Below are 14,106 nucleotides of genomic sequence, written 5' to 3'. Positions count from 1 at the left end.
GGGCTCCGGCCTGAGGGGCTAGGCGGCGGCCGAGTCGCCCTCGGCATCATCCGTTTGCACGGGACCCGAATCCTGGCCTTTGGCCTCGGGGTCGCGGTCGACCAGCTCGATGATCGCCATCGGCGCCTGGTCGCCGTACCGGAAGCCGGCACGCAGCACCCGGGTGTAGCCGCCGGGCCGATCCGCGTACCGGTCGGCCAGCGTGTCGAACAGCTTATCGGCCAACCTGGCGTCCTGCAGCAAGCTGATCGCCTGACGGCGCGCGTGGAGGGTGCCCCGTTTGCCCAGCGTGATCAGGCGGTCCACCACCGGCTTGATTTCCTTGGCCTTGGGCAGGGTCGTCCGGATCTGCTCGTGCTTGATCAGGGCCGCGGCCATGTTGGCAAACATGGCCTTGCGGTGCGTGCTGGTCCGGTTGAGTTTCCGGCCACTCAGACGATGGCGCATCTCTTTTCACTCCCGCCGGGACGTTTCCCGCCCCGGCCTGTCCTTCTCGCCCGGCCTAGTAAGGCTCTTCCAGGCGTTTTGCCATTTCTTCGATATTCTCGGGCGGCCAGCCCGGGATCTTCATGCCGAGCCGCAGCCCCATCTGCGACAGGACCTCCTTGATCTCGTTCAGAGATTTCCGCCCGAAGTTCGGGGTCCGCAGCATTTCGGCCTCGGTCTTCTGCACCAAATCGCCGATATAGACAATATTGTCGTTCTTCAGGCAGTTGGCCGAACGTACCGAAAGTTCGAGCTCATCCACCTTGCGCAACAGATTGCGGTTGAACTCGAGGTCCTCATCGGCCTCTTCCTCGCGCCGCTGGGTCGGCTCCTCGAAATTGATGAAGAGCTGAAGCTGATCCTGAAGAATGCGTCCGGCCAGTGCCACCGCATCTTCCGGCGAGATTGCCCCGTCGGTTTCAACCATGAGCGACAGCTTGTCGTAGTCCGTGACCTGCCCGACACGAGCGTTGTCGACCTTGAAGGTCACCTTGCGCACCGGGCTGAAAATCGCATCCACCGGGATGAGGCCGATCGGGGCGTCCTCGGGCCGGTTCTGCGCGGCCGGGACATAGCCCTTGCCGTTCTGCACCGTCAGTTCCATCGATATTTCGGCGCCGTCATCGAGGTGGCAAATCACCAAATCCGGATTGAGGATCTCGATATCGTGCCCGGCCTCGATCTGCGCCGCCGTTACCGCACCCGGGCCCGTGGCGCGCAGATGCATGCGCTTCGGCCCCTCGCTGTGCGAGCGCACACAGAGCGACTTCACGTTGAGGACGATATCGGTCACGTCCTCGATGACACCGGGAATCGAGGAGAATTCGTGAAGCACGCCGTCGATATGAATCGATGTCACCGCCGCACCCTGCAGCGATGACAGCAACACGCGTCGAAGCGCATTTCCCAGCGTGAACCCGAAGCCCCGCTCCAGGGGCTGGGCCACCACCGTCGCCATGCGCGTCGCATCTCGCCCGGCTTCAATGTCGAGTTTCTGCGGCTTAATGAGTTCTTGCCAATTCTTCTTGATCAAGGCGATGACCTCTTCGTAATGCGGCGAGCCGGATTCGCATGCGCCCCGACCCGTCCCGGGGACAGCCCCCGGATTTCAAAATACGTCCTCTGCCGCCGGGCTCAGACCCGCCGGCGTTTCGGCGGCCGGCACCCGTTATGGGGGACCGGTGTCACGTCGCGAATCGACGTGATGGTGAAGCCAACCGTCTGCAGCGCCCGGAGAGCCGATTCACGGCCGCTGCCCGGACCCTTGACTTCGACCTCCAGCGTTTTCATGCCGTGATCCTGCGCCTTGCGCCCGGCATCTTCCGCCGCCATCTGCGCCGCATAGGGCGTGGACTTGCGTGAGCCCTTGAACCCCATGGCGCCGGCAGAGCTGCCCGAAATGGCGTTGCCCTGCGCATCGGTGATGGTGATCACCGTGTTATTGAAGGTCGCGCTCACATGGGCCACGCCCGAAGTGATGTTTTTTCGCTCGCGCCGTTTGACGCGTGCCCCGGTTTTTGCCGCCATCGTTTTTTCCTACTTCTTCTTGCCGGCGATCGGCCGGGCCTTGCCCTTGCGGGTGCGCGCGTTGGTATGGGTCCGCTGGCCCCGGACCGGCAGGCCGCGCCGGTGGCGCAATCCACGGTAGCTCTTGAGGTCCATGAGCCGCTTGATATTCATCGAGGTTTCCCGGCGCAGGTCGCCCTCGACCTGGTACTCCCCGTCGATAACCTCGCGAATCCGCGAAATCTCATCTTCCGTAAGCTCGCTCACGCGGCGGTCGGACGATACGCTCGTCTTGGCGCAGATTTCCTTCGCCATGCTCGGCCCGATGCCGAAAATATAGGTCAGCGCCACTTCTACACGCTTTTGCGTGGGAATGTTGACGCCAGCAATACGTGCCACGTCTAAGTCTCCAGAATTATTACGGAATTAGCCGCCGTCAGCCCTGACCCGCCGCTTCGGGGAGCGGATTATAGGCCGCCAGCCCCTCAAGTCAACCGACCCGGAATTTGTACTAATTCCCCGTAATCATTGACGAATTATCGCTTCAATCTGGCCTGCCACCCCCTCGGGAGCCGCCTGGCCGTCGACCGTCTCGAGAACGCCTCGATCACGGTAATAGGGCAGGATCGGTGCCGTCTGGCGATGATAGGCTTCGAGCCGGCTTTTGACGACCTCCGGCTGGTCGTCGGGCCGGCGCTTGAACTCCGTCGACCCGCAAACATCGCACACGCCCGCTTTTTCGGGCCGGATGAATTCATCATGATAGCCGGCCCCGCATTTGGCGCAGCTATAGCGTCCCGCGAGCCGGGCGATCAGCACATCGTCGTCGACCCGGATCTCGATAACATGATCCAGTGTCATGCCCTTTTCGGCGAGCAGCCCATCGAGCGCCTCGGCCTGTGGCACCGTGCGCGGGAAACCGTCAAGAATCACGCCATTGGCGCAATCGGCCTCGTCAAGGCGGGACGATATGATCTTGATCATGATCTCGTCGGGCATCAGTTCGCCCTTTTCCATGATTTCCTTGGCCTCCTGGCCAAGCTGGCTGCCGCTCGCAACCGCGGCGCGCAGCATGTCACCGGTTGATAACTGGGCGAGGCCATGCTCATCGACAAGCCGCTTGGCTTGGGTTCCCTTGCCGGCCCCCGGCGCGCCGAGAAGGATGAGATTGATCGCCATCAGCCGCGCCGCCCCCGCAACTTGGACTTGCGAATCAGCCCCTCGTACTGATGCGCCAGCAGGTGGGACTGAATCTGCGCCACCGTATCCATGGTGACGCTGACCACGATCAGCAGGCTGGTGCCGCCGAAATAGAACGGGACGTTGAAACGCGAGATCAGGAGTTCGGGCAGAAGGCAGACGATCGCCAAATACGCGGCGCCGATGACGGTCAACCGTGTCAGCACATAATCCAGATAATCGGCCGTGTTCTTGCCTGGCCGGATACCGGGAATAAATCCGCCGTACTTCTTGAGGTTATCGGCCGTATCGACCGGGTTGAAGACGATGGCCGTGTAAAAGAAGCAGAAGAACACGATGAGCGAGATATAGAAGACAATATAGAGCGGCTGGCCATGGCCCAGATAGGCGGTCGCGGTCGTCAGCCAGTCGGGCCCCTGTCCGGCCGAAAATCCAGCCACTGTCAGTGGCAGGAGCAGGAGGGACGACGCGAAGATCGGCGGGATCACGCCCGATGTGTTGAGCTTGAGCGGAATGTGGGACGATTCGCCACCAGTCATCCGGTTGCCCTGCTGGCGCTTGGGATACTGGACGATGATCCGGCGCTGGGCGCGCTCGACGAATACGACGAAGCCGATGACGCCCACGACCATCACGATCAGGCCCAGAATGAGAAGCGTCGGCAGTTCGCCGGTGCGGCCAAGGTCCATGGTCTGCGCGAAGGCCGCCGGCAATTCGGCCACGATGCCGGTAAAGATGATGAGAGAAATACCGTTGCCCACGCCGCGCTGCGTGATCTGCTCGCCGAGCCACATCAGGAAAATCGTGCCGCCTGTAAGCGAAATCACCGTCGAGATCCGGAAGAATGCCCCCGGATCGATCACGGCACTGCCGGCGCTGCCGGTCATGCCTTCAAGGCCGACCGCAATGCCGTAAGCCTGGACCGCCGCCAGTAGCACGGTGCCGTAGCGGGTGTATTGATTAAGCTTTTTGCGCCCCGATTCCCCCTCTTTCTTGAGGGCTTCCAGCTTGGGCGAGACGGCTGCCATCAGCTGCATGATGATGGAGGCCGAGATATAGGGCATGATCGAAAGGGCGAACAAGGTCATCCGCTCGAGCGCGCCGCCCGCGAACATGTTGAACACGCCGAGGATGCCGCCTGCCTGCTGCTGGTAGATCTCGGCCAGAATGTTGGGGTCGATGCCCGGCAGCGGAATATACGTGCCGAGGCGATAGATGATCAGGGCGCCCAGCGTGAACCACAACCGCTTCTTGAGCTCCGTCGCCTTACCGAAGGCGCCGAGATTGATATTGGCAGCAAACTGGTCGGCCGCAGAGGCCATTAAGCACTCTCACTGGAAGTGTCGGCCACCGGAGCGGGAGCCAGCACGGTTATGGTGCCGCCTGCCTTTTCGATGGCCGCGATGGCTGATTTCGAGGCGCCGGCCGCCTCGATCTGTAGCTTCGCCTTGATTTCGCCCCGGCCAAGCACGCGTATCCCGTCCTTGGTGCGCCGGATCAGGCCCGCTTCGGCAAGTGATTTGGCGGTCACCGTCTCGCCGTCCTTGATCCGGCCCGCTTCGACCGCCGCCTGGAGCTGGGCCAGATTGACGATCTGGTAGGATTTCGCGAACACATTGTTGAACCCCCGCTTGGGCACGCGGCGGTGAATGGGCATCTGGCCGCCCTCAAATCCCTTGATGGCGACGCCCGAGCGGGCCTTCTGGCCCTTGTGGCCCTTGCCCGATGTCTTGCCCAGGCCGGAGCCGATTCCGCGGCCGACCCGTTTGCGGGCGTGCGTGGCCCCGGCATTATCGCGGATCTGATTGAGTTTCATCGTCTTTGCCCTTCGGCGGCGAAACCGCCCTATTTAATCTCTTCAACTTCGACAAGATGGCCGACCTTGCGGACCATGCCCCGGATGGCGGGCGTGTCCTCCAACTCCCGGCTGCGGCCCCGCTTGTTGAGACCAAGCCCCTTCAGCGTCTCGCGCTGAACCTTGGGGCGGCCGAGCGGGCTGCCGGTCTGAGTGACCCGGATTTTAGGCATTTTCCGCCTCCACCAGATCGCCCTCGCCATCCGCCTCCGCCGCCTCCGCCGCCGAGGCGGTGCGGGGCGAACGACGGCTCACGATCTCGCTGACCTTTTTGCCGCGGCGCGCCGCCACAGCCCGGGGCGACTGGACCTGCTCCAGCGCGCTGAAGGTCGCCCGGATCATATTGTGCGGGTTGGCCGTGCCGGTTGATTTCGCCACCACGTCCTGCACGCCAAGAGCTTCGAATACGGCGCGCATCGGGCCGCCGGCGATGATCCCGGTCCCCGGCGGGGCCGCCCGCAGGACGACCTTGCCTGCGCCGAAGGCGCCACGCATGTCGTGATGCAGCGTCCGTCCCTCGCGAAGCGGCACCCGCACCATGTTGCGTTTCGCCTGTTCTGTCGCCTTTCGGATGCTTTCCGGCACCTCGCGCGCCTTGCCCGAGCCAAACCCGACACGGCCCTTGCCGTCGCCCACGACCATAAGTGCCGCAAAACCGAAACGTTTGCCGCCCTTCACAACCTTGGCGACGCGATTGATTCCGACGAGCTTCTCGACGAATTCGCTCTCTTCGCGCCGGCCCTGATCTCTTTTTTCACCGCGTGCCATGCGTCACCCTTCTAGAAGGACAGGCCGCCCTCACGGGCGGCGTCGGCCAGAGCCTTGACCCGGCCATGAAATTTGTATCCACCGCGGTCGAACACCACGGCCCCAACGCCAGCCTTCTGGGCGCGCACCGCTACCAGCTTGCCGACTTCGCTCGCCGCCGAAACGTCCGCGCCGCTCTTCAGCTTGCCCTTGAGATCGCGGTCGACGCTGGACGCGGCCGCGAGGGTCCGTCCCGTTGTATCATCTATCACCTGGGCATAGATGTGACGGCCCGAGCGGAAGACCGACAGGCGCGGCCGACCGGTGGACTTCTTTTGCAGCTGCGCCCGTGCCCGGCGCTTGCGGCGCATAAAGAGTGCTTTTGCGTCCATTACTTCTTCTTGCCTTCCTTCCGCAGGATGTACTCGCCTTCATAGCGGACACCCTTGCCCTTATAGGGCTCGGGTGGCCGGAACGCGCGGATGTTTGCCGCCAGCTGCCCGACCTTCTGGCGATCGGCCCCCGAAATCGCGACCTTGGTAGGCTGCTCACATTTGATGGTGATCCCGTCCGGAATCGCGAAGATCACGTCATGGCTGAACCCGAGCTGAAGATTCAGGCTCTTGCCCTGAACCTGAGCGCGATAGCCCACGCCCACCAGTTCAAGGTTGATGGTAAAGCCTTCGCTGACGCCCTTGACCACATTGGCCACGAGGCTGCGATAGGTCCCCCACATCGTCCGTGCCTGGTCGGAATCGTTGGCCGGCGACACGGTCACCTCGCCATCAGCCATCTTCGCGACGACTCCATCCACGAGATCGATCGAGAGTTCACCAAGCTTGCCTTTGGCCGTCAGCGATTTCTCGCTGATCTCGACGGTCACGCCATCCGGCACGGCGACAGGGTTTTTTCCAACACGTGACATAGCAGCCTCTAAAACACGCGGCAGATAACTTCGCCGCCCACATTGGCCTCGCGCGCATCGTTATCCGACATTACGCCGCGGGGCGTCGACAGAATTGCAATCCCGAGTCCGTCATACTGGCGCGGCAACTCGCTGATCTTGGAGTAGACCCGCCGGCCTGGCTTGGAAACGCGGGCAATCTTGCGAATGACGGGCGCGCCCTCGTGATACTTGAGCTCGATCGTGATCTCGCGATGTCCGGCCTTGATCTCGGTCTCCTGAAAGTCGCGGATGTAGCCTTCGCGCTTCAGCACCTCGAGCACGTTGCATCGGATCTTCGAGGACGGGCTCGAAACGGTCCGCTGTCCGACCCGCTGTCCGTTGCGGATCCGGGTCAGCATATCCCCGATGGGATCAGTCATAGACATTCCGAAACCCCCTACCAGCTCGATTTCACGACACCCGGGATCTGCCCGGACGACGCTAGCTCACGCAGTGCGATCCGCGACATGCGGAATTTTCTGTAATAAGCCCGCGGACGACCCGATAGCTCACAGCGGTTGCGTACCCGTGTGGGCGCACCATTCCGCGGCATCTCGGCCAGCTTCAACCGGGCGCGGAAGCGCTCTTCCGGCGTCAGCGAGCTGTCCCTGGCGAGGGCCTTCAGGGCCGCCCGCTTGGACTTCTGGCTCTTTGCCATTTTGGCCCGGCGGCTGTTTTTCTCGATTGCGCTTTTCTTCGCCATGTCTCTACCGTCTCAATTAGGCGCGAAAGGGAAAGTTGAACCCGTCCAGAAGGGCGCGTGCCTCTTCATTCGTCTGGGCGGTGGTGCACAGGATGACGTCCAGACCACGAATGTCCTGGACTCTGTCGTAATTGATTTCCGGGAACACGATCTGTTCGCGGACGCCGAGCGCGTAGTTCCCCCGGCCATCAAAACTCTTCGGCGACAGCCCACGGAAGTCACGCACCCGCGGCAGCGCGATGTTGACCAGCCGGTCGAGGAACTCATACATGCGTGCCGCGCGAAGCGTTACCTTACAGCCCAGCCCCATGCCCTCGCGGACCTTGAAAACCGCCTCGGACTTGCGGGCACGCGTGATGACCGCTTTCTGCCCTGCGATCAGGGTCAGTTCTTCCACGGCGCTGTCGAGCTTCTTGCTGTCCTGTGCCGCCTCGCCGACGCCCATATTCAGGACGATCTTGTCGAGCCGGGGGACTTCCATGGGGTTCTTGTAGCCGAACTTCTCAACCAGGCTCGGCTTCACCACCTCGTTATAGTGATCGCGCAAACGCGTCATTCTTCGTTCCTCTAGCGGTCGATGACTTCGCCCGATCCCCGGGCGAAGCGCACCTTACGGCCGTCGTCGAGCGTCTTGATGCCCGCGCGAACCGGCCTTTCGGTCTTGGGGTCGATCAGGGCGACGTTGGAAATGTGGATCGACGCCTCTTTCTGGATGATCCCGCCCGAGCCCTGCATGCTGGGCGCCTGGTGGCGTTTGACCATATTCACGCCTTGCACCAGCACGCGGTCCTCCTTGCGCAGGACCCGCAGGACCTCACCGGAGCGGCCTTTGTCGCGGCCGGTGCGGACAATCACCTTGTCGCCCTTCTTAATCTTGAATTTCTCGGCCATCACAGAACCTCAGGCGCAAGCGAAATGATTTTCAGATATTTGCGCGACCGCAGCTCACGGACCACCGGACCGAAGATACGGGTCCCGATGGGCTCACCCTGCTTGCTGATCAGCACAGCCGCATTACGGTCAAACCGGATGATCGACCCGTCGTCCCGCTTGATGGGGCTCGCTGTGCGCACCACCACGGCTCGGTGCACGTCGCCCTTCTTGACGCGTCCCCGGGGGATCGCGTCTTTCACGGAAACGACGATCACATCGCCGACCGAAGCGTATTTGCGCTTCGAGCCTCCAAGCACCTTGATGCACTGGACACGGCGCGCGCCCGAATTATCCGCCACTTCCAGGTTGGTTTGCATCTGGATCATTGCGTCATTCCAGTCCTAGCTCGTCCGGCTTACGTTCTGGACCACCTCGAAACGCTTGCGCTTCGAGATCGGCCTGCATTCCTGAATCCGGACCGTATCCCCGACCTCGCAGGCATTCCCGGAATCGTGGGCGGCAAACTTCTTAGATTTCGTCACGAACTTGGCGTAGATCGGGTGCTTGATGCGCCGCTCGACCCGTACGACGACGGTCTTGTCGGCCCCGTTACTCACTACCGTTCCCTGAAGGACACGCTTCGGCATCGTCTAAACTCCTAGGACCGACCGGCGGACGCAGCCGCCTCACTGTTCTCGGCGCGCTCGTGCAAGATGGTCTTGATCCGCGCGATATCGCGGCGCACCTGGCGCGCCCGTGCCGTGTTTTCCAACTGCCCACTCGCCTTCTGAAACCGCAGGTTCAGCGATTCCTTGCGCAAGTCGCCCAGTTGCTTCTCGAGCTCGTCGACCGACTTTGCCCTGACTTCCGCGATCTTCATGCCCTAGTTCCCTTCGCCCAGGCGGGTGACGAAACGTGCCGAGATCGGCAGCTTGGCCGCGGCGAGCGAGAATGCCTCTTCCGCCATGGCTCGTGAAACGCCGTCGATCTCGAACATGATCCGGCCCGGCTTCACCCGGCATGCCCAGAACTCGACCGAGCCCTTGCCCTTGCCCTGGCGGACTTCCGCCGGCTTCTTCGTGACCGGCACGTCCGGGAAAATCCGGATCCAGACCCGCCCCGTCCGGCGCATATGCCGGGTCATGGCCCGCCGGGCGGCCTCGATCTGGCGCGCCGTCACCCGGCCCGGCTGCGTCGCCTTCAGGCCGAAGGCGCCGAAATTCAGGTCGGTCCCGCCCTTGGCGAAGCCGTGAATCCGTCCCTTGTGGGCCTTGCGGTACTTTGTGCGTTTCGGACTTAACATCGTTGTTTCCTAATTCGTGATCCCTGACCGGATGCCGGTCTCGGGTCGGTGCCGTCTCCAAGCTAGATCTTGCCGGCTGGCTCGGGACTACGGCCGGCCGCCCCCGCCGGGCCGGCCCGTCCGTTCGGCCCCCTTGGCCGCCCGGCGATCCTGTGCCATGGGGTCGTGTTCCAGGATTTCGCCCCGGAAGATCCATACCTTGACCCCGCAAGTGCCGTAGGTGGTCTTGGCGGTGGCCACGCCATAATCGACGTCTGCCCGCAGCGTATGCAGCGGCACGCGTCCTTCGCGATACCATTCCATGCGCGCGATCTCGGCCCCACCCAGGCGACCGGAGCAGTTGATTCTGATCCCGTCGGCCCCCAACCGGATGGCGGACTGCACCGCCCGCTTCATGGCCCGGCGAAAGGCAACACGCCGTTCGAGCTGCTGCGCGATGTTCTGCGCCACGAGCGCGGCCTCGAGTTCGGGCTTGCGCACCTCGACGATGTTCAGGCTGACATCGCCGTTGGTCATTTTGCCGAGATCCCCGCGGAGCTTCTCGATATCGGCGCCCTTCTTGCCGATCACGACGCCGGGACGGGCGGTGTGGATCGTGACCCGGGCCCGCTTGGCCGGGCGTTCGATCACGATGCGGCTGACCCCGGCCTGATCCAGGCGCTTTTCCAGGTCACGGCGCATGCGAAGATCCTCGTGCAGCAGATCCGCGTAGTTCTTTTCCGCATACCAGCGGGAATCCCAGGTGCGGTTGATGCCGAGCCGGAGCCCGATCGGGTTTACCTTTTGGCCCATCAGGCACTCTCCTCAGCTTCGCGCACGACAACCGTGAGGTTGCTGAACGGCTTCATGATCTTCGACGCGCGGCCGCGCGCGCGCGGCCGGAACCGGCGCATCACCAGCGACTTGCCGACCCAGGCTTCGGATACGTACAGCCGGTCCACGTCCAGCTGGTGGTTGTTCTCCGCATTCGCAACTGCCGATTGCAGGCATTTGCGTACGTCGCTGGCGATGCGCCGGCGCGAGAATTCCAACTCAGCCAAAGCCCGCTCGACCTTTTTGCCGCGGATCTGGCCGGCCAGCAGGTTCAGTTTCCGCGGGCTCACCCGAAGCCGGCGGATCATGGCCATTGCCTCATTATCCTTGAGGCGGCGCGGATGGGACGGTTTACCCATGACTAGCCTCGTTTCGCCTTCTTGTCGGCCGCGTGGCCGACATAGGTCCGGGTCGGCGAAAATTCGCCGAATTTGTGCCCCACCATGTTTTCGGTCACGAGGACCGGAATATGCTTGTTGCCGTTGTAGACGCCAAAAGTCAGGCCCACGAACTGCGGCAGGATGGTTGACCGGCGGGACCAGATACGAATGACGTCGTTTCGGCCCGACTCGCGTGCCTTATCGACCTTTTTCAGCAGGTACCCGTCGACGAAGGGACCTTTCCAAACAGAGCGTGCCACAGCGAACCTCTATTTCTTCTTCTGGCGTCGGATGATCAGTCGATCCGACGACTTGTTCCGACGCGTCTTCTTGCCCTTGGTCTGCACACCCCACGGACTCACGGGGTGCCGGCCACCCGATGTCCGGCCTTCGCCGCCACCATGGGGATGATCCACCGGGTTCATGGCGACGCCACGCACGTGGGGACGCTTGCCTTTCCACCGCGAGCGCCCGGCCTTGGCGAATTTCTGGTTCTGGTGATCGGCGTTGCTGACGGCCCCCACGGTCGCCACGCATTCCTGGCGCACCATGCGGACCTCGCCCGAACCCAGACGAAGCTGGGCGTAACCGCCATCCCGTCCGATCAGCTGCGCGTAGGCTCCAGCCGACCGGGCCAGCTTGCCGCCAGCGCCCGGCTTCATTTCAACGTTATGCACGATGGTCCCGACCGGCATGTTTCGCATCGGCATGGCGTTGCCCGGCTTGATATCCGCCCGCTCGGCCGCCACCACTTGATCGCCGGCGGCCAGGCGCTGCGGCGCCAGGATATAGGCGAGCTCGCCGTCTTCATACTTGACGAGAGCGATATGGGCCGAGCGGTTGGGATCGTATTCGATCCGCTCCACCACACCCGGCATGTCGCGTTTGGCGCGCTTGAAATCGATCAAGCGATAGCTGCGCTTATGCCCGCCGCCGCGATGGCGCGCGGTCATATGGCCGTTATTGTTGCGCCCGCCCGATTTCGGACTGCCCTGGGTCAACGCCTTGACCGGCTTACCCTTCCAGAGGCCCGCGCGGTTCACAAGAACCAGGCCGCGCTGTCCGGGGGTTGTGGGCTTATACTGTTTCAGTGCCATGCCTAGAGACCCGTCGTCACGTCGATGCTCTCGCCTTCGGCGAGCCGTACCATTGCCTTTTTCCAATCGGGGCGGCGCCCGCGCTCACCCCGAAAAACCTTGCGCTTTCCCTTGGACCGAATGGTGTTCACACCATCCACCTTGACCTTGAACAGGGTTTCCACCGCCGCCTTGATCTCGCCCTTGGTCGCATCCAGCGGCACGCGGAAGGCAACATGGTTGTGTTCCGACATCAGCGAGGTTTTCTCCGTGATCAGCGGGCTGCGCACGATTTCCATCATCCGCCCTTCGCTGATCCGGACCGGTTTTTTCAGTCGCGCGTTCATTTCAACCGGGCCTCCAGCCGTTCCACCGCGTCCTTGCTCAGCACCAGCATGTCGCAGCGCAAAATATCGTAGACGTTTGCGCCCTGGGCCGGCAGCAGGTTGATGTGCTTGAGGTTGGCCGCCGCCCGCTCGAAGCCCTCGTCCAGCGCCTCGCCATCAATCATCAGCGCCGAGGTCGCGCCCAGCTTGCCAAGGCTTTTCGCCAGTTCAGCCGTCTTCGGCGTCTTTATCCTGAGCGTGTCGATGATGATCAGCTTGCCATCGGCGAGCTTGGCGGAAAGAGCCGCCTTCAACCCCAGACGCCGCACTTTCTTCGGCAGGTCGAACCCGTGGTCGCGCACCACCGGGCCGAATACCGTGCCGCCGCCGCGCATGATGTTCGTCTTGAGATTACCGCGACGTGCCCGGCCGGTGCCCTTTTGTCTGTAGGCCTTGGAACCGGTACCGGCAACCTCCTTGCGACCCTTGGTCTTGTGGGTTCCGGCACGCCGCTTGGCCAACTGCCAGCGCACCACGCGCGCAAGGATGTCGGGCCGGGCCGGCAGACCGAAGACTTCGTCCGCAAGCTCGATATCGCCGGCCGCCTTGTTATCGATCGTTTTCACGGCGCACTTCATGGCGCATCAATCCTTCTGTTCACTGGCGGCCGCCTCGCCGCTCTCTTCTTTTACCGCTGGTGCCTTGCCACCGCGCGTGGCGGCCGGCATCGGCGCATCATCCGGCCGCGCACGCTTGAGCGCGTCGCGGATCAGCACGTAACCACCCTTGCTGCCCGGCACGGCGCCCTTCACCAAAATCAGACCGCGGGCATCGTCGGTGGACACAACCTCGAGATTCTGGACCGTGCGCCGAACATTGCCGTACTGGCCGGCCATTTTCTTGCCCTTGAACACCTTGCCCGGATCCTGGCTGTTACCCGTCGATCCGTGCGAACGGTGGGAGACGGATACGCCGTGGGTCGCTTCGAGGCCGGCAAAATTATGCCGCTTCATCGCGCCCGAGAACCCTTTACCGATACTGGTGCCTGAAACGTCGACCCGCTGGCCGGCCACGAAGTGGCTCGCCAGCAACTCGTCCCCGACGTTGAGGCGGGTCTCATCCTCGATCCGGAACTCCACCAGTTTCCGCTTGGGCGCCACATTCGCCTTGGCGAAATGGCCCCGCATGGGCTTGCTGACGTTCTTGACTTTCGCCGTCCCGACACCGAGCTGCACGGCGTCGTAGCCGTCCTTGTCCGCGGTTCTGACGGCCACCACCTGACAATCCTCGAGCTGCAGGACAGTCACGGGGACATGCTGGCCGGTGGCGAGAAACACTCGCGACATGCCCAGTTTTTTGGCGATCAAACCGGTTCGCATCATTCCGTCCTACAGTTTGATTTCGACGTCGACACCGGAAGCAAGGTCGAGCTTCATCAGCGCGTCCACTGTCTGCGGCGTCGGGTCAATAATGTCGAGAAGGCGCTTATGGGTCCGGATTTCAAACTGTTCCCGCGACTTCTTGTCGATATGGGGCGAGCGCAGCACTGTAAATTTCTCGATCCGGGTCGGCAACGGAATGGGTCCGCGCACCTGAGCACCGGTCCGCTTGGCCGTCGAGACGATCTCCGTCGCAGATTGGTCAAGCACCCGATGATCGAACGCCTTCAACCGAATGCGGATATTCTGGTTATCCATTGTTTGCTTCCGTTTTCCGCGGCGAAACGCTGCCGTACCCCGTAATCTTCAGAACTACTCGATAATTTTAGCGACGACACCTGCGCCGACGGTGCGTCCACCCTCGCGGATGGCGAAGCGCAGCCCTTCATCCATGGCGATCGGCGCAATCAGCTGGATCTCCATCTGGATGTTGTCCCCGGGCATCACCATCTC

At 62.6% G+C, this 14,106-nt stretch carries 28 protein-coding genes; all 28 read right to left on the bottom strand.

The genetic code is table 11. The features are described 5' to 3' along the window. Window positions 1–18: 18 nt before the first annotated feature. Window positions 19–447, bottom strand: coding sequence for a 50S ribosomal protein L17 (rplQ, locus tag RLQ26_08640; GenBank protein ID MEQ9088795.1), 429 nt, complete (start codon window positions 445–447; stop codon window positions 19–21). 55 nt (window positions 448–502) lie between these two features. Further along, the gene (locus RLQ26_08635; protein MEQ9088794.1) at window positions 503–1,519 is read right to left on the bottom strand and encodes a DNA-directed RNA polymerase subunit alpha; all 1,017 of its coding nucleotides are present in this window, start codon (window positions 1,517–1,519) and stop codon (window positions 503–505) included. A 101-nt stretch (window positions 1,520–1,620) separates the two neighbouring features. Beyond that, window positions 1,621–2,013, bottom strand: a complete 393-nt coding sequence (gene rpsK, locus RLQ26_08630) for a 30S ribosomal protein S11 (GenBank protein ID MEQ9088793.1) — start codon at window positions 2,011–2,013, stop codon at window positions 1,621–1,623. A gap of 9 nt (window positions 2,014–2,022) precedes the next feature. Next, window positions 2,023–2,391, bottom strand: coding sequence for a 30S ribosomal protein S13 (gene rpsM / locus RLQ26_08625; GenBank protein MEQ9088792.1), 369 nt, complete (start codon window positions 2,389–2,391; stop codon window positions 2,023–2,025). A gap of 126 nt (window positions 2,392–2,517) precedes the next feature. Continuing rightward, on the bottom strand, window positions 2,518–3,165 hold the full coding sequence (locus RLQ26_08620; protein ID MEQ9088791.1) for an adenylate kinase: 648 nt from the start codon (window positions 3,163–3,165) through the stop codon (window positions 2,518–2,520). Window positions 3,166–3,170: 5 nt separating this feature from the next. Beyond that, window positions 3,171–4,514, bottom strand: coding sequence for a preprotein translocase subunit SecY (gene secY / locus RLQ26_08615; GenBank protein MEQ9088790.1), 1,344 nt, complete (start codon window positions 4,512–4,514; stop codon window positions 3,171–3,173). Further along, a complete protein-coding gene (gene rplO, locus RLQ26_08610) occupies window positions 4,514–5,008 on the bottom strand; it encodes a 50S ribosomal protein L15 (GenBank protein MEQ9088789.1) in 495 nt (164 codons plus the stop codon). The genes secY and rplO overlap by 1 nt, the downstream gene beginning before the upstream one ends. A 29-nt stretch (window positions 5,009–5,037) precedes the next feature. After that, window positions 5,038–5,220 (bottom strand): 50S ribosomal protein L30, encoded by a 183-nt coding sequence (rpmD, locus tag RLQ26_08605; protein MEQ9088788.1) that lies wholly within the window; start codon window positions 5,218–5,220, stop codon window positions 5,038–5,040. Then, on the bottom strand, window positions 5,213–5,815 hold the full coding sequence (gene rpsE, locus RLQ26_08600) for a 30S ribosomal protein S5 (protein ID MEQ9088787.1): 603 nt from the start codon (window positions 5,813–5,815) through the stop codon (window positions 5,213–5,215). The genes rpmD and rpsE overlap by 8 nt, the downstream gene beginning before the upstream one ends. Window positions 5,816–5,826: 11 nt before the next feature. After that, complete coding sequence (rplR, locus tag RLQ26_08595; GenBank protein MEQ9088786.1) at window positions 5,827–6,186, bottom strand: 50S ribosomal protein L18; 360 nt, start codon at window positions 6,184–6,186, stop codon at window positions 5,827–5,829. After that, window positions 6,186–6,719: a 50S ribosomal protein L6 gene (gene rplF / locus RLQ26_08590; GenBank protein MEQ9088785.1), complete on the bottom strand. Its 534-nt coding sequence runs from the start codon at window positions 6,717–6,719 to the stop codon at window positions 6,186–6,188. Before rplF ends, rplR begins: the two co-directional genes overlap by 1 nt. A gap of 8 nt (window positions 6,720–6,727) precedes the next feature. Next, window positions 6,728–7,126, bottom strand: a complete 399-nt coding sequence (gene rpsH / locus RLQ26_08585) for a 30S ribosomal protein S8 (protein MEQ9088784.1) — start codon at window positions 7,124–7,126, stop codon at window positions 6,728–6,730. A gap of 11 nt (window positions 7,127–7,137) precedes the next feature. Further along, window positions 7,138–7,443, bottom strand: a complete 306-nt coding sequence (gene rpsN, locus RLQ26_08580; protein ID MEQ9088783.1) for a 30S ribosomal protein S14 — start codon at window positions 7,441–7,443, stop codon at window positions 7,138–7,140. A 16-nt stretch (window positions 7,444–7,459) separates the two neighbouring features. Next, on the bottom strand, window positions 7,460–7,999 hold the full coding sequence (rplE, locus tag RLQ26_08575; GenBank protein MEQ9088782.1) for a 50S ribosomal protein L5: 540 nt from the start codon (window positions 7,997–7,999) through the stop codon (window positions 7,460–7,462). A gap of 11 nt (window positions 8,000–8,010) precedes the next feature. Continuing rightward, entirely contained in the window at window positions 8,011–8,334 is a 324-nt protein-coding gene (gene rplX, locus RLQ26_08570) for a 50S ribosomal protein L24 (protein ID MEQ9088781.1), read from the bottom strand. Next, a complete protein-coding gene (rplN, locus tag RLQ26_08565) occupies window positions 8,334–8,702 on the bottom strand; it encodes a 50S ribosomal protein L14 (GenBank protein ID MEQ9088780.1) in 369 nt (122 codons plus the stop codon). The genes rplX and rplN overlap by 1 nt, the downstream gene beginning before the upstream one ends. A 15-nt stretch (window positions 8,703–8,717) precedes the next feature. Further along, a complete protein-coding gene (rpsQ, locus tag RLQ26_08560) occupies window positions 8,718–8,963 on the bottom strand; it encodes a 30S ribosomal protein S17 (GenBank protein MEQ9088779.1) in 246 nt (81 codons plus the stop codon). Between the two features lie 11 nt (window positions 8,964–8,974). Beyond that, on the bottom strand, window positions 8,975–9,196 hold the full coding sequence (rpmC, locus tag RLQ26_08555; GenBank protein ID MEQ9088778.1) for a 50S ribosomal protein L29: 222 nt from the start codon (window positions 9,194–9,196) through the stop codon (window positions 8,975–8,977). Window positions 9,197–9,199: 3 nt separating this feature from the next. Continuing rightward, window positions 9,200–9,619, bottom strand: a complete 420-nt coding sequence (rplP, locus tag RLQ26_08550) for a 50S ribosomal protein L16 (GenBank protein MEQ9088777.1) — start codon at window positions 9,617–9,619, stop codon at window positions 9,200–9,202. A gap of 87 nt (window positions 9,620–9,706) precedes the next feature. Then, the gene (gene rpsC / locus RLQ26_08545) at window positions 9,707–10,411 is read right to left on the bottom strand and encodes a 30S ribosomal protein S3 (GenBank protein ID MEQ9088776.1); all 705 of its coding nucleotides are present in this window, start codon (window positions 10,409–10,411) and stop codon (window positions 9,707–9,709) included. Next, the gene (gene rplV / locus RLQ26_08540; GenBank protein ID MEQ9088775.1) at window positions 10,411–10,791 is read right to left on the bottom strand and encodes a 50S ribosomal protein L22; all 381 of its coding nucleotides are present in this window, start codon (window positions 10,789–10,791) and stop codon (window positions 10,411–10,413) included. Before rplV ends, rpsC begins: the two co-directional genes overlap by 1 nt. Window positions 10,792–10,793: 2 nt before the next feature. After that, on the bottom strand, window positions 10,794–11,072 hold the full coding sequence (gene rpsS, locus RLQ26_08535; protein ID MEQ9088774.1) for a 30S ribosomal protein S19: 279 nt from the start codon (window positions 11,070–11,072) through the stop codon (window positions 10,794–10,796). Window positions 11,073–11,081: 9 nt separating this feature from the next. After that, complete coding sequence (gene rplB, locus RLQ26_08530; protein ID MEQ9088773.1) at window positions 11,082–11,909, bottom strand: 50S ribosomal protein L2; 828 nt, start codon at window positions 11,907–11,909, stop codon at window positions 11,082–11,084. Between the two features lie 2 nt (window positions 11,910–11,911). Further along, the gene (locus tag RLQ26_08525) at window positions 11,912–12,235 is read right to left on the bottom strand and encodes a 50S ribosomal protein L23 (protein MEQ9088772.1); all 324 of its coding nucleotides are present in this window, start codon (window positions 12,233–12,235) and stop codon (window positions 11,912–11,914) included. Further along, complete coding sequence (gene rplD / locus RLQ26_08520; protein ID MEQ9088771.1) at window positions 12,232–12,852, bottom strand: 50S ribosomal protein L4; 621 nt, start codon at window positions 12,850–12,852, stop codon at window positions 12,232–12,234. Before rplD ends, RLQ26_08525 begins: the two co-directional genes overlap by 4 nt. 6 nt (window positions 12,853–12,858) lie before the next feature. Next, a complete protein-coding gene (rplC, locus tag RLQ26_08515) occupies window positions 12,859–13,596 on the bottom strand; it encodes a 50S ribosomal protein L3 (protein MEQ9088770.1) in 738 nt (245 codons plus the stop codon). 6 nt (window positions 13,597–13,602) lie between these two features. Further along, window positions 13,603–13,911 (bottom strand): 30S ribosomal protein S10, encoded by a 309-nt coding sequence (gene rpsJ, locus RLQ26_08510; GenBank protein ID MEQ9088769.1) that lies wholly within the window; start codon window positions 13,909–13,911, stop codon window positions 13,603–13,605. Between the two features lie 54 nt (window positions 13,912–13,965). Further along, window positions 13,966–14,106, bottom strand: a 141-nt coding sequence (gene tuf, locus RLQ26_08505) for an elongation factor Tu (GenBank protein MEQ9088768.1), incomplete at its 5' end; no start/stop codon positions are given.

It is taken from the genome of Alphaproteobacteria bacterium (assembly GCA_040220875.1).
Lineage (GTDB): Bacteria > Pseudomonadota > Alphaproteobacteria > JAVJVX01 > JAVJVX01 > JAVJVX01.
This window is presented reverse-complemented; position numbering and strand designations above follow the sequence as displayed.

Bases quoted from the DNA above. Each gene is read 5' to 3' on its own strand.
- rpsH (MEQ9088784.1), bottom strand. From the start codon at position 7,126: ATGTCTATGACTGATCCCATCGGGGATATGCTGACCCGGATCCGCAAC.
- rpsE (MEQ9088787.1), bottom strand. From the start codon at position 5,815: ATGGCACGCGGTGAAAAAAGAGATCAGGGCCGGCGCGAAGAGAGCGAA.
- rplC (MEQ9088770.1), bottom strand. From the start codon at position 13,596: ATGATGCGAACCGGTTTGATCGCCAAAAAACTGGGCATGTCGCGAGTG.
- rplQ (MEQ9088795.1), bottom strand. From the start codon at position 447: ATGCGCCATCGTCTGAGTGGCCGGAAACTCAACCGGACCAGCACGCAC.
- rpmC (MEQ9088778.1), bottom strand. From the start codon at position 9,196: ATGAAGATCGCGGAAGTCAGGGCAAAGTCGGTCGACGAGCTCGAGAAG.
- rplO (MEQ9088789.1), bottom strand. From the start codon at position 5,008: ATGAAACTCAATCAGATCCGCGATAATGCCGGGGCCACGCACGCCCGC.
- rpsJ (MEQ9088769.1), bottom strand. From the start codon at position 13,911: ATGGATAACCAGAATATCCGCATTCGGTTGAAGGCGTTCGATCATCGG.
- rplD (MEQ9088771.1), bottom strand. From the start codon at position 12,852: ATGAAGTGCGCCGTGAAAACGATCGATAACAAGGCGGCCGGCGATATC.
- rplN (MEQ9088780.1), bottom strand. From the start codon at position 8,702: ATGATCCAGATGCAAACCAACCTGGAAGTGGCGGATAATTCGGGCGCG.
- RLQ26_08525 (MEQ9088772.1), bottom strand. From the start codon at position 12,235: ATGAACGCGCGACTGAAAAAACCGGTCCGGATCAGCGAAGGGCGGATG.
- rplV (MEQ9088775.1), bottom strand. From the start codon at position 10,791: ATGGGTAAACCGTCCCATCCGCGCCGCCTCAAGGATAATGAGGCAATG.
- rpmD (MEQ9088788.1), bottom strand. From the start codon at position 5,220: ATGCCTAAAATCCGGGTCACTCAGACCGGCAGCCCGCTCGGCCGCCCC.
- rplP (MEQ9088777.1), bottom strand. From the start codon at position 9,619: ATGTTAAGTCCGAAACGCACAAAGTACCGCAAGGCCCACAAGGGACGG.
- rpsQ (MEQ9088779.1), bottom strand. From the start codon at position 8,963: ATGCCGAAGCGTGTCCTTCAGGGAACGGTAGTGAGTAACGGGGCCGAC.
- rpsN (MEQ9088783.1), bottom strand. From the start codon at position 7,443: ATGGCGAAGAAAAGCGCAATCGAGAAAAACAGCCGCCGGGCCAAAATG.
- rpsK (MEQ9088793.1), bottom strand. From the start codon at position 2,013: ATGGCGGCAAAAACCGGGGCACGCGTCAAACGGCGCGAGCGAAAAAAC.
- secY (MEQ9088790.1), bottom strand. From the start codon at position 4,514: ATGGCCTCTGCGGCCGACCAGTTTGCTGCCAATATCAATCTCGGCGCC.
- rplF (MEQ9088785.1), bottom strand. From the start codon at position 6,719: ATGTCACGTGTTGGAAAAAACCCTGTCGCCGTGCCGGATGGCGTGACC.
- rplE (MEQ9088782.1), bottom strand. From the start codon at position 7,999: ATGACGCGTTTGCGCGATCACTATAACGAGGTGGTGAAGCCGAGCCTG.
- rpsC (MEQ9088776.1), bottom strand. From the start codon at position 10,411: ATGGGCCAAAAGGTAAACCCGATCGGGCTCCGGCTCGGCATCAACCGC.
- rplR (MEQ9088786.1), bottom strand. From the start codon at position 6,186: ATGGACGCAAAAGCACTCTTTATGCGCCGCAAGCGCCGGGCACGGGCG.
- rplB (MEQ9088773.1), bottom strand. From the start codon at position 11,909: ATGGCACTGAAACAGTATAAGCCCACAACCCCCGGACAGCGCGGCCTG.
- rplX (MEQ9088781.1), bottom strand. From the start codon at position 8,334: ATGGCCGAGAAATTCAAGATTAAGAAGGGCGACAAGGTGATTGTCCGC.